Annotated in this window: 11 protein-coding genes and 2 pseudogenes; 8 read left to right on the forward strand and 5 right to left on the reverse strand. The window is 68.6% G+C overall.

Annotated elements, in window-relative coordinates; translation table 11 throughout:
* The 3 genes and pseudogenes from APM_RS01300 to APM_RS01310 form a co-directional block, all read left to right on the forward strand.
* Positions 1-216: pseudogene (locus tag APM_RS01300) on the forward strand (tRNA lysidine(34) synthetase TilS); the annotation flags it as partial.
* 189 nt (positions 217-405) lie between these two features.
* Positions 406-2331 (forward strand): ATP-dependent zinc metalloprotease FtsH, encoded by a 1926-nt coding sequence (gene ftsH, locus APM_RS01305; RefSeq protein ID WP_007421550.1) that lies wholly within the window; start codon positions 406-408, stop codon positions 2329-2331.
* 122 nt (positions 2332-2453) lie between these two features.
* Positions 2454-3332, forward strand: a complete 879-nt coding sequence (locus APM_RS01310) for an NAD(P)-dependent oxidoreductase (protein WP_007421551.1) — start codon at positions 2454-2456, stop codon at positions 3330-3332.
* 3 nt (positions 3333-3335) lie between these two features.
* Here the strand turns inward: APM_RS01310 and APM_RS01315 are convergent, their stop codons facing one another.
* The gene (locus APM_RS01315) at positions 3336-4097 is read right to left on the reverse strand and encodes an enoyl-CoA hydratase/isomerase family protein (RefSeq protein WP_007421552.1); all 762 of its coding nucleotides are present in this window, start codon (positions 4095-4097) and stop codon (positions 3336-3338) included.
* Between the two features lie 293 nt (positions 4098-4390).
* Here APM_RS01315 and pnp point away from each other — a divergent pair, with 293 nt between their 5' ends.
* Positions 4391-6541: a polyribonucleotide nucleotidyltransferase gene (gene pnp / locus APM_RS01320; protein ID WP_007421553.1), complete on the forward strand. Its 2151-nt coding sequence runs from the start codon at positions 4391-4393 to the stop codon at positions 6539-6541.
* A 130-nt stretch (positions 6542-6671) separates the two neighbouring features.
* On the opposite strand, the gene APM_RS01325 is transcribed toward pnp, so the two are convergent.
* Both APM_RS01325 and APM_RS01330 read right to left on the reverse strand, forming a co-directional pair.
* Complete coding sequence (locus tag APM_RS01325; RefSeq protein WP_007421554.1) at positions 6672-7886, reverse strand: MFS transporter; 1215 nt, start codon at positions 7884-7886, stop codon at positions 6672-6674.
* A 31-nt stretch (positions 7887-7917) separates the two neighbouring features.
* Positions 7918-8559, reverse strand: a complete 642-nt coding sequence (locus APM_RS01330; protein WP_007421555.1) for a 2OG-Fe(II) oxygenase — start codon at positions 8557-8559, stop codon at positions 7918-7920.
* A 121-nt stretch (positions 8560-8680) separates the two neighbouring features.
* Between APM_RS01330 and APM_RS01335 the strand changes: the two genes are divergently transcribed.
* The gene (locus APM_RS01335) at positions 8681-9055 is read left to right on the forward strand and encodes a DoxX family protein (RefSeq protein WP_013639423.1); all 375 of its coding nucleotides are present in this window, start codon (positions 8681-8683) and stop codon (positions 9053-9055) included.
* A 62-nt stretch (positions 9056-9117) separates the two neighbouring features.
* Here APM_RS01335 and rpsU read toward each other — a convergent pair whose 3' ends face one another.
* Positions 9118-9321 (reverse strand): 30S ribosomal protein S21, encoded by a 204-nt coding sequence (rpsU, locus tag APM_RS01340; protein WP_007421557.1) that lies wholly within the window; start codon positions 9319-9321, stop codon positions 9118-9120.
* 218 nt (positions 9322-9539) lie between these two features.
* Here rpsU and def point away from each other — a divergent pair, with 218 nt between their 5' ends.
* Both def and APM_RS01350 read left to right on the forward strand, forming a co-directional pair.
* Entirely contained in the window at positions 9540-10094 is a 555-nt protein-coding gene (gene def, locus APM_RS01345) for a peptide deformylase (RefSeq protein ID WP_013639424.1), read from the forward strand.
* Complete coding sequence (locus APM_RS01350) at positions 10094-10750, forward strand: COQ9 family protein (protein ID WP_039887472.1); 657 nt, start codon at positions 10094-10096, stop codon at positions 10748-10750. The genes def and APM_RS01350 overlap by 1 nt, the downstream gene beginning before the upstream one ends.
* On the opposite strand, the gene APM_RS01355 is transcribed toward APM_RS01350, so the two are convergent.
* A complete protein-coding gene (locus APM_RS01355) occupies positions 10719-11909 on the reverse strand; it encodes a UbiH/UbiF/VisC/COQ6 family ubiquinone biosynthesis hydroxylase (protein WP_039887474.1) in 1191 nt (396 codons plus the stop codon). The genes APM_RS01350 and APM_RS01355 overlap by 32 nt on opposite strands.
* A gap of 267 nt (positions 11910-12176) precedes the next feature.
* Between APM_RS01355 and APM_RS01360 the strand changes: the two are divergent.
* A pseudogene (locus tag APM_RS01360) lies at positions 12177-12392 on the forward strand (ammonia channel protein); the annotation flags it as partial.

A 12392-nucleotide genomic window follows, 5' to 3' on the forward strand; every position in this document is an offset into this window, starting at 1 on the left:
GGCGCGCGCACGATCGGCGCGCTGGGTGATTCGGCCGCGGAAATCGGGCGCCGGTCGGGCCTTCCCGCCGCGCTGCGGCGCACGCTGCCGGCCTTCTTCGGCGGGGATGGCGTGCTGTCCGTGCCGCATCTGGCGGGCGGCCCGGCATCGGCGGTCGTGTTCGCGCCGCAGGGGCCGGCCGCGGCCGCCCCGTTCGAGCCGGTGCCCTGTGGCTGACAGATCTGCACGTGGCGCTCACCGGCAGGATAGGAAAATTCGGGGGCATACCCATTTCCGATTAGGAGTGGCGAACTGTCCGCCGCCGTGCCAGAATGGACGGCGGTAAAGGTTGGCCTGAAATTTCGGCCGGTTTCCGCCGGCCCCCCGGTCTTGCGTGCCGGGGCGAACAGGACTGGATGAAGCTTGATGAACAATCTGGGGCGCAATCTGCTGGTATGGGTGATCATCGCACTGTTCTTCGTGCTGCTGTTCAACATGTTCCAGCCCACGACCGCAGAGAGCAACCACGGCACCCAGGTCGCCTATTCGACATTCGTGTCGGAGGTCAACGCGGGCAAGGTCGATCACGTCACCATCCGCGGACATGACATCACGGGCGCCCTCAAATCGGGGTCCACTTTCGAAACCTATGCGCCGGATGATCCGGGCCTGGTCAACACGTTGATCTCGAAGAAGGTCAGCGTCGTCGCCAAGCCGCTGAACCCGCCGGAGAACCCGCTGCTGCACTATCTCGTGTCGTGGGCGCCGATGATCCTGCTGGTGGGCGTATGGATCTACTTCATGCGCCAGATGCAGGGGGGCGGCGGCCGCGCCATGGGCTTCGGCAAGTCGCGCGCGCGCCTGCTGACCGAGAAGCAGGGGAGGGTGACGTTCGAGGACGTCGCCGGCATCGAGGAAGCCAAGGGCGAGTTGCAGGAAATCGTCGACTTCCTGCGCGACCCGCAGAAATTCCAGCGATTGGGTGGCAAGATTCCGAAAGGGGTGCTGCTGGTCGGCCCGCCCGGCACCGGCAAGACGCTGCTCGCCCGCGCCATCGCCGGCGAGGCCAACGTGCCGTTCTTCACCATCTCGGGCTCCGATTTCGTCGAGATGTTCGTCGGCGTCGGCGCGAGCCGCGTGCGCGACATGTTCGAGCAGGGCAAGAAGAACGCCCCCTGCATCATCTTCATCGACGAGATCGACGCCGTCGGCCGCCATCGCGGCGCCGGGCTTGGCGGCGGCAACGATGAGCGTGAGCAGACGCTGAACCAGATGCTCGTCGAGATGGACGGGTTCGAGAGCAACGAGGGCGTCATCCTCATCGCCGCCACCAACCGGCCCGACGTGCTCGACCCGGCGCTGCTGCGCCCGGGCCGGTTCGACCGCCAGGTGGTGGTGCCGAACCCGGACGTGAACGGCCGTGAGCGCATCCTGAAGGTCCACATGCGCAAGGTGCCGCTGGCCGCCGATGTCGATCCCAAGGTGATTGCCCGCGGCACGCCCGGCTTCTCCGGCGCCGATCTCGCCAACCTGGTGAACGAGGCCGCACTGCTCGCCGCCCGCATGGGCAAGCGCGTCGTCGCCATGGCCGAGTTCGAATACGCCAAGGACAAGGTCATGATGGGCGCCGAGCGGCGCTCGATGGTGATGAGCGAGGACGAGAAGAAGATGACGGCCTATCACGAGGCCGGCCACGCGCTCTGCTCGATCTCGCAGAAGCACTGCGACCCCGTGCACAAGGCGACGATCATTCCGCGCGGCCGCGCGCTCGGCATGGTGATGAGTCTGCCGGAAGGCGACCGCTACTCGATGAGCAAGGCCAAGCTGCTCTCCGAACTGGTCAAGGCGATGGGCGGGCGCGCCGCCGAGGAGATCATCTTCGGGCCGGACAACGTGTCCAACGGCGCGTCGGGCGACATCAAGCAGGCGACCGACATTACCCGCCGGATGATCACCGAATGGGGCATGAGCGACAAGCTGGGCATGATCGCCTATGGCGACAACGGCCAGGAGCTGTTCCTCGGCCATTCGGTGACCCAGCACAAGAACGTGTCGGAGGCGACCGCGCAGGAGATCGACCGCGAGATCAAGCTGGTCATCGACCACGCCTACTCCGAGGCGCGGCGGATCCTGACCGAGCGTCTCGACGACCTGCACCGCCTGGCCAAGGGGCTGCTGGAATACGAGACGCTCAACGGCGACGAGATCCAGATCGTGCTGCGCGGCGAGCCGGTGGTCCGTCAGGTGGTGGACGAGCCGGCCCCGGACAGCCGCCGCGCCTCCGTGCCCACCGCGCAGAAGCCGGAAGTGCCGAAATCCGGCGGGCTCGGGCCGCTGCCGGCGCCGGGCTGAACGGCCCGGCCGGCAGGGCCGCGGGTTGACGGAAAAAGCCGGAGGCGGTCGCCTCCGGCTTTTTTCATGGTGCCCAGCCGCCCATATGCGGTTCCGAACCTATTTCGAACAGGAGCACGGGTATGAGTCTGAAGATTGGCGTGATCGGTCTTGGCCGGATGGGTGCTGCGATGGCGGCGCGGTTGATCGAGCGCGGCCATCAGGTCTGCGGCTGGAACCGGACGGCGGCGCGGGCCGAAGCGATCCAGGGGCTCGCGGCCAAGGCGTCGCCGGCGGAGGTGGCCATGTCGGCCGATTACGTTATCGTGATGCTGCTGGACGAGACGGCCTCGCGCGCGGCCTATCATGGCGAGGGCGGGCTGCTGAGCGCCAATCTGCAGCAGGCCCTCGTGATCGACATGAGCACGCTGAAGCCCGCCGACATGCAGGCCAATGCCGAGGCGGTCACCGCGCATGGCGGGCGTTTCGTGGCCTGCCCCGTGGGCGGCACGGTCGGCCCGGCGCGGTCGGGCAAGCTGCTCGGCCTTGCCGGCGGCGACGCCGCGACGATCGACGCCGCGAAGCCGGTTCTCGACGAGTTGTGCGACCGGATGGAGCGGTTCGACACGCCGCAGGCCGCGGCGGCGATGAAGCTCGCGGTCAACCTGCCGTTGCTGGCCGCGTTCCAGGCGCTGGGCGAGGCCGCGTTGATCACCCGCGATTACGGGATTTCGCCGGAACGGCTGCTCGGCATCATCGGCAAGAGTTCCGGCGGCGCACCTGCCTTTGCCACCCGCAGCGCCGCGATCATCACCGAGATGGGCGGCACGCGCAGCGAGTCGGTCGGCTTCTCGCTCGAGGCGGTCGAGAAGGATCTCCGCCTGATGGACGAGGCGGGCGATGCCGCCGGCTTCAACCTGAAACTGGTCGAATCGGTCCGCCGCGCGGCGCATGACGCCGTGCGCGAAGGCTGGGGCGACCGCGACCTCGCGGCGCTGGCGGCCTTCAACCTCCGCGCCTGAAGCTCAGCCGCCGCGCTTCTTCGCCCGCAGCGCCCCCATGGCCTCGATGAAGACCGGGTCGCGGTGCGCGGCGTCGAGGCCGGCGGCGAACGATTCGCCATCCAGCGTGCCGGCTGCGAGCCTGGCGATCGCCGCCTTCATGCCGCGCACGGCGAGGGGCGCATTGGCTTCCAGCCGGGCGGCGAGGGCGTCGACCGCCGCATCCAGCCCGTCCGCGGCTGCCAGCTGGGTCAGGTAGCCGATCCGCAGCAGGGTTGCCGCATCGATCGTCTGCGCCGAGACGAAGAGCAGGCGTGTCGCGTCCGGCCCGATCCGCTCGACCGCGCGGGCGAGCCCCGAGCGGTAATAATGCAGGCCGATCCGCGCCGCCGGCATCAGCAGTTCCATGCCGGTCACACCGATGCGGAAATCGCAGGCGAGGGCGAGATCGACCGCGCCGCCATAGAGATTGCCGTGCAGCCGGGCGATGACCGGCTGGGGCAGGGCGGCGAGCGCCGTGCCCACGCGGCCGATGCCGCCCGGCCCGTCCTCGGCATCGCCGGTGTCGCCGCGCGAGAGCGCATCGAGATCGAAGCCGGCGCTGAAGACCGGTCCGGCGGCCTCGAACACGACGACGCGGACCGAATCGTCCGCCGCGAGCGTGGCGCAATGGCCGAGCAGGACGGCAAGATCGTCCGCGCCGAGCCGGTTGCGCAGGGCGGGGCGGTTCAGCCGCAGCCGGGCGATGGCGCCGTGGCGTTCGAGAATCGGGGGTGTTTCGGTCATGCAGATCTCCTCCGTGCCCCCGCAGTAGCGGAGCGGCGGCATTTGGACTATAAGACCGCTGTGCGCCGCTGGCGCATCTTCAGCCGGGAGATCGTCTCCCGGTCGTGATCGGAACGGCTCAGATCGTTCGGTTGCGCGCAACGCCGGGGTCTCTTCGGCGTTTCCGGCCACATGGCCCGTGGCTGTGACGAGACATCGCCCACAGCCCGACCCATGCCGCCCGAGACGCCGCGTCCCGCACCGCGCCGCCGATGATGTGGCCGTCCCGGTCCTGTTGTTGCAAGGACCGAATGATGTTTGACAAGTATTTCCGCAAGGAACTCGACTGGGGCGGGCGCAAGCTCATCCTCGAAACCGGCAAGGTTGCCCGCCAGGCCGATGGCGCCGTCGTCGCCTCCTATGGCGACACCGTGGTGCTCGCCACCGTGGTCGGCGCCCGCTCGGTGAAGCCGGGGCAGGATTTCTTCCCGCTCACCGTGAACTACCAGGAGAAATTCTACGCCGCCGGCCGGATTCCCGGCGGTTTCTTCAAGCGCGAAGGCCGCCCGACCGAGCGTGAGACGCTGACCTCCCGCCTGATCGACCGGCCGATCCGCCCGCTCTTCCCGCACGGGTTCCGCAACGAGGTGCAGGTCATCGTCAACGTGCTCAGCCACGACCTCGAGAACGAGCCGGACATCGTCTCGCTCGTCGCCGCCTCGGCCGCGCTGACCCTCTCCGGCATTCCGTTCTTCGGCCCGGTTGGCGCCGCCCGCATCGGCTATATCGACGGTGAATACATCCTGAACCCGACCTCCGCGCAGATTGCCGAAAGCCGGCTCGACCTCGTGCTCGCCGGCACGGAAGAGGGCGTGCTGATGGTCGAGTCCGAGGCGCACGAGCTGTCGGAAGAAACCATGCTCGGCGCCGTCACCTTCGGCCATGCGGCGTTCCAGCCGGTGATCCAGGCGATCATCGAGCTCGCCGAGCATGCCGCGAAGGACCCCTGGCCGCTGGTCGAGGAGAGCGACGAGGAGAAGGCGCTCGCCGCCCGCGTCGACGAACTCGCCCGCGAGGGCCTGCGCGCCGCCTATGCCGAGCGCGAGAAGACCGCCCGCCACGAGAAGATCGGCGCGGTGAAGGCCGCGGTGCTGGAGACGCTCGCCGCCGAGGAGCGGTCGGTCGAGAAGGCCAAGGGCATGTTCAAGGAGCTCGAGGCCGACATCGTCCGCAACGCGATCCTCGACAACGGCATCCGCATCGACGGGCGCGACACCCGCACCGTCCGCCCGATCCTCGCCGAGGTCGGCGTGCTGCCGCGCACCCACGGCTCCGCCCTGTTCACCCGCGGCGAGACGCAGGCCCTCGTGGTCGCGACCCTCGGCACCGCGCAGGACGAGCAGATCGTCGATGCGATCGAGGGCGAATACCGCGAGCGCTTCCTGCTGCACTACAACTTCCCGCCCTTCTCGGTGGGCGAGACCGGCCGCGTCGGCAGCCCCGGCCGCCGCGAAGTGGGCCACGGCAAGCTCGCCTGGCGCGCCATCCACCCGCTGCTGCCGGGCAAGGACAAGTTCCCCTACACGCTGCGCGTCGTCTCCGAGATCACCGAGAGCAACGGCTCCTCCTCGATGGCGACGGTGTGCGGCACCTCGCTCGCGCTGATGGATGCCGGCGTGCCGCTGCCGCGCCCTGTGGCTGGCATCGCCATGGGCCTGATCAAGGAGGACAAGGGCTTCGCCGTGCTCTCCGACATCCTGGGCGATGAGGACCATCTCGGCGACATGGACTTCAAGGTGGCCGGCACCGAGGCGGGCGTCACCAGCCTGCAGATGGACATCAAGATCACCTCGATCACGCCCGAGATCATGAAGATCGCGCTGGATCAGGCGAAGGACGGGCGCCTGCACATCCTTGGCGAGATGTCCAAGGCGCTGACCGGCGCGCGCGAGGGCGTGTCCGCCAACGCGCCGCGCATCACCGTGATCAACGTGCCGAAGGACAAGATCCGCGACGTGATCGGCACCGGCGGCAAGGTGATCCGCGAGATCGTCGAGTATTCGGGCTGCAAGATCGACATCGAGGACGATGGCACGATCAAGATCGCGGCCACCTCGGACGAGCAGGCGCAAAAGGCGATCGACCGCATCCGCTCGCTGACCTCCGAGCCGGAAGTCGGCCAGATCTACACCGGCAAGGTCGTCAAGATCGCCGATTTCGGCGCGTTCGTGAACTTCTTCGGCGCGCGTGACGGCCTGGTCCATATCAGCGAGCTGGCGCAGGGCCGCGTCGCCCGCACCGGCGATGTGGTGAAGGTCGGCGATACCGTGAAGGTGAAGATGATCGGGCTCGACGATCGCGGCAAGGTGAAGCTGTCGATGCGGGTGGTCGATCAGGCGACCGGTGCCGACATCTCCGACCAGGTCGGCGCCAAGGGTGGCCGGCGCGAAGACGCCGCCGAGTAACGCACGGGCAATCCCCGGTCAGGTGGCAGCACCTGGCCGGATGCGCGTTGCGGACCGAGGACAGGAACGGCCCCCGTGCGATCGCGCGGGGGCCGTTTCGCCGTTCGGCCGCAGGGTCAGATCTGGGAGGTCAGAACCGGATCGTGCGCGGCCGCGCGGCCGCGAGGCCGAAGCCGAGCGTGGGCGCCTGCAGGATCACCAGGAACGCGACCGACGGCCACCAGTGGCCGCTGAGCGTGTGGATCACCCCAAGCCCGAGCGGCCCCGCGATCGACACCGCATAGCCCACCATCTGCGAGAACGCCGACAGCGCCATGGCCTCGGCCGGGCCGCCGGTGCGCAGCACCATCAGCGTCAGCGCCAGGGGAAAGCACGCGCCCTGGCCGATGCCGATGAACACCACCCACACCCAGGGGGCGGCGGCCGGCGCCAGCATCAGCCCGACATAGCCGACACTGACGATGGCGAGCAGACTCGCAAGCAGCAGCCGCTGGTCGCGGCTGCGGGTGGCGAGGCTCGGCGTGACCAGCGCCGCCGGAATGGCGACGAGGGTCGTCGTCGAGAGCATGATCCCGGCCATCGTCGGGTTGATTCCGTGGGCGTGCAGGATGGCCGGCAGCCAGGACAGGATCGAGTAGAAGCCGAGCGACTGCAGGCCCATGAACATCGTCACCGCCCAGGCCAGCGGGCTGCGTGCCAGCTTGCGGAACGCGCCTGACGTCGGCGTGTGGCTCAGCCGGTGGGCGCCATGGGCGAGCTGCGGCGCCCAGACCGCCGCCGCGACGATCGCCGGCACCGCCCACAGCCCCAGCGCGCCGCGCCAGGCGAAGGGAGTGGCATCGGCAACCGGCACGCTGACCGCCGCGGCGACCGAGGCGATCGTCGTCATCACCGTGGTGTAGCAGCCGGTGACGAGGCCGACGCGGGTGGGAAAATCGCGCTTGACCAGCCCCGGCAGCAGCACGTTGCCCATCGCGATCGCCGCCCCGCCCATCACCGTGCCGGCGAACAGCGCGGCCGCTCCCCCGAGCACGCGGATCAGCAGGCCGGCGGCGAGCAGCACCAGCACCGTCATCATCGCCGCTTCCAGCCCGATCCGCCGCTGCAGCATGATGCTGACCGGCGCGAGTGCAGCGAAGCAGACGACGGGGATGGTGGCGAGCACGGTGAGCCCGAGCGGCCCGAGGCCGAGGGCCGCGCCGATCGGGGTGAGCAGCGGCGAGACCGAGGCCAGCGCCGCGCGCAGGTTCACGGCGATGAGCAGGATGCCGGCAAAGAGCAGCAGGTTCCGAAAGGGGCTGTCGGCGGCGGCGGTGGCCGTCGTTGTCTTCGTGTCTGGGGTCATGGGTGCGATGCGGCGGCGGGGCCGCAGCCTTTCAGGCGGCTGGCAGGAGGCGCTTGACCAGCGCCGAAACGCGATGCCGGCGCATTTCGTAGCGTGCCTTGGCATCGGTCGTCATGTAGTTCATCTGCACCGTGTAGCGCTTGCCGACATAGGTGCGGTGGCCGTGCCAGGTGGTCGGGCCGTTCGGGAAGACGAGCAGCGTGCCGTCGACCGGCGGCACCTCGACCGCGTAATCCTCGAGATCGTCCGGCCCGCGCAGCAGCCGCAGGCATCCATCCTGCCGCGCCCAGGCCTCGCTGGCCGGGTTGAGATAGAGCAGGATGGTCACCCGCTTGGCGATCGAATCGCAATGGATCTTGCCGTCGCGCGCATCGGTGCGGCCGCGGAGCGTCAGCATCACCGGCGCGCCGTCGAGGTCGAGGCCGAATTTGCCGGCGATGATCTGCCGCATCCGCTCGCCCTTCATCTCGTCCATCAGCTGTGCGGCGTTCGGTCCGAGCCTGACGGATTCGATCGGAAAGCTGCCCCGCGCGCCCAGCGGCGGCAGGTCGGCGACCACGCTGGTCAGGCGTTCCGGCCGGACGAAGCCGCGCATCACGAGATGCGGGAAAGGGTCGGCGGAGGTCTCGGTCGCGGCAAGGCCTTCGAAATCGACGACGGGGCTGGCGGTCATGGTGGCGTTCCGTTTAACAAGCGGCGGGGCGACGTGCCCACGGCAATGATAATCTAGAAATCACAACTTACAGGGTCTGGGTCGAAAGAAAACCATGCAGCGCGGCATATCGGATCTGGGAATGCTCGCCGGCAGGCTGGCGCTGGCGCTACTCTACGTGCAGGCGGGGTGGAGCAAGGTCGTGCACTGGCCTGGAATCGTGCATCTGCTCACCCATCTCGACGCCCCGGCGCCGACGCTCGGCGCGGTGATCGCCGTGGTCTGCGAACTCGGGGCCGGCGGCCTCGTGATGCTCGGGCTGCGGACCCGTCCGGCCGCGATCGTGCTGATTCTGTTCACCATTGCCGCCAACTGGCTGGCGCACCGCTTCTGGCTGATGCAGGGCCAGGCCGCGGCGGCGGCGGAAATCCAGTTCTTTCTGGATTTGGCGATCTGTGGCGGCCTGCTGCTGCTGGCCTCCGCCGGGCCGGGGCGCTTCTCGCTGGACCGGCGCTGAAACGACAAAGGGCGCGTGCCCGTAAAGGCCGCGCCCCGACTCGTCGCGCTCACGTGGAGCGATCAGAACCCTTCGCGCTCGATCCGCTTGCGCTCCATCTTGCGGGCGCGGCGAACGGCTTCGGCCGCCTCGCGGGCACGGCGCTCGGAGGGCTTTTCGTAGTGCCGGCGCAACTTCATCTCGCGGAACACGCCTTCACGCTGAAGCTTCTTCTTGAGCGCCTTCAGCGCCTGATCGACATTGTTGTCACGAACGAGAACTTGCACTTGGCCAGATACTCCAGAACGGTTGAACGGTTTGCGTTTAGTCTAGCAGATGAACGCCAAAAAGCCGCACCATTTCCGGCGCAGCCGTCGCCCATGCCGGGATTGCCCCGTCATTCCCTCGCCTTATAGCAAAATCCTCGCGCTTGCCAACAGTCTTGTCGGGGCTGGCAAGCGCAATCCCGCTTTGCGATCCGGCGGAATTGCGCCATGTGTCGGGCATGGCGCTTCTGAAACTGGCCCGGCTGGGCCATCCCGTGCTGTTCGCGAAGGCCGAGCCGGTCGCGGATCCGGCCGCGCCGGAGATTGCCCGCCTGTTGCACGACATGGCCGAGACGCTGGCGGATGCCGGAGGCGTCGGCCTTGCGGCGCCACAGGTGCATGTGCCGCTGCGGCTCTTCATCTATCGGGTGCCGGAGAGCCGCGCCGGCGGCGGCGAGCATGATGGCCCGCGCGGTCTTTCGGCGGTGATCAATCCGGAACTCGTCCTGCATCCCGGAGAACCGGTCGAGGACTGGGAAGGGTGCCTGTCGATTCCCGGCATGAGCGCGCTGGTGCCCCGCGCCGCCAGACTGACACTGCGCGCCATGGACGCGACCGGCGCGCCGTTCAGCCGGGAGGCCGCGGGGTTTCACGCCCGCGTGATCCAGCACGAGGCCGATCATCTGGACGGCATTCTCTATCCGCAGCGCCTGCGCGACCCGCGGCTGATGGGATTCAACGAGGAAGTGGCGCGGTTCCGCGACGAGATCGCGCGCGCCGCAGGAGAGTTGTGATGAACGAGACGGCGATGACCGGCGAGGACGAGGTCCGCGCGGATGACGATGCGCTTCTGCGCGCCCTGGTCGAGGAGGTGCCGTTCGATGGCTGGACGCGCACCGCCCTGCGGCGGGCGCTGGCGCGGCTCGGCCGCGATCCCGACGAGGCGGAACTGCTGTTCGAGGGCGGCGCGCCGGCGATGATCGAGGCCTGGACCGCGCTCGTCGACCGGGACATGGAGGATGCGGCCGGCACGATTGCCGAAACCCGGCTTGCGGCGCGGGTGCGGGCGCTCATCCTGCTCCGGCTCGATCGCGTGGCGCCGCATCGCGAGGCGATCCGCCGCGCCCTCGCCATTCTCGCCCTGCCGCGCAACGCGGCGCTGGCGGCGCGGATCACCGGCCGCACGGTGGATGCGATCTGGCATGCGGCGGGCGACCGCTCCGCCGATTTCTCCTGGTATACGAAGCGGGCGATCCTTGCCGCGGTCTATTCGACGACGCTGCTCTACTGGCTGCGCGATGCCTCGGAGAATGGGGAGGACACCAGGGCGTTCCTCGACCGGCGGCTGGCCGGCGTCGCGCTGATCACCCGCACCCGCAAGCGCATCGAATCGCGGCTTGCCGGGCTGCGGCGCGGCCCTATGCGCGCAGGCCCATCGCCGTCCGCATGAAGCGGCGCTTGAGCCGGGGCATCCGGTTCACCGCGGCGAGCCCGATATCGCGCGCGAGGCGCACCGGCGGCAGGTCGGTCGAAAACAGGCGGTCGAGTGCGTCGGTCGCGGCGAGCATGGCGATGTTGGCCGGCCGGCGGATGCGCTGATAGCGCGCCAGCAGGTCCGGGCTGCCCGGATCGGCGGCCGCGTCGATCAGCTCGGCCAGCGCGATGCCGTCCTGCAGGCCGAGATTGAGCCCCTGGCCGGCGATCGGGTGCACGCCGTGCGCGGAATCGCCGACGAGAACCAGCCGGGTCGCATGATAGCGGTGGGCGTGCAGCGCCGAGAGCGGATAGGTCCAGCGCCGCCCCACCAGCCGGATGCGGCCGAGATGCGCGCCGAGCCGCCGCGCGACCTCGATGGTGAATCGCGGATCGTCCATTGCCGCGAGGCGTGCGGCATTGGCGTGGCTTTCGGTGAAGACGATGGCGGACAGGTGGGCGCCATCGGCATCGCTCATCGGCAGTTGCGCGAAGGGCCCGCCCGGCAGGAAGTGCTCGAGCGCCACGTTGTGGTGCGGCCGTTCGTGTTCCACGGCACAGACCACGGCGCTCTGACGATAGGGATAGCGGGTGACGGCGATGCCGGCCTCGGCGCGCAGCGTGCTGCCCCGACCGTCGGCGGCGACCACCAGGTTCACGCGATAGCTCGGCCCGTCGGCGATCGCGACCGTGGCGCCATCGGCATCGCGGGTGACGCGCGCGGTGGCCGGGGCGTGCAGGATCACCGCCGAGTCGGCGAGGGCGCGGTTGATCGCCATGCGCAGCGAGCGGGCTTCGACAATCCAGCCGAACGGCTCGTCGCCGACATCGCGATGATCGAAATCGAGAAACAGCGGCGAGGGCGGGCGGCCCGGCTTGCCGTCCGAGACGCGGATGCGTTCGATCGGGCAGGGCGGAAAGGGCAAGCGGTCCCATAGCCCGGCACGGTCGAGCAGGTCGCGGGAGCCGTAGGCGATGGCATAGGCGCGGCCATCGAAATCCGGATGTTCCATCGGCGGCAGCGCCGCCCGGTCGACGAGCACGACCCGCTGCCCGCCGGCAGCGAGGCGCAGTGCAAGCGCCGCCCCGACCGGCCCCGCCCCGATGATTGCGACATCCGCTGTGTCGTTCGTCATGTCCGGCCTCCTGTGATGGCCGAAATGTCGCATCTGCGGGGAATCCTGCAAGCCATGCCCGCGCTGGCCTGCCGGCGTGTTGGGTCATGACCGAGGCTGGTTCTCAATACGATGAAATTTTAGGCAAAAATTGCATCATTTGAAAACTGATCCATCCGGTCATGATTAAACATGCCGATTATTCGCGCTTTCGGGTGTTGGCACAGTCCGTGCATTCTTGCCTGCATCGCTATAACGCACATCGCAGAGCAGGAAGGACATCGGCGAATGAAGAGACGATTGCTCATAGGGAGCATGGGCACTTTCCTCGGGATCATGGGCTGGAACGCCGCGGCCTTCGCGGATACGGCGCCGAAGCTGGATTCGGGGGACACGGCCTGGATGCTGACGTCCTCGGTCCTGGTGCTGATGATGACGGTGCCCGGCCTTGCCCTTTATTATGGCGGCCTGCTGCGCCGGAAGAACATCCTGGCGATGCTGATG

The organism is Acidiphilium sp. PM (assembly GCF_000219295.1).
Taxonomy (GTDB): domain Bacteria; phylum Pseudomonadota; class Alphaproteobacteria; order Acetobacterales; family Acetobacteraceae; genus Acidiphilium; species Acidiphilium multivorum.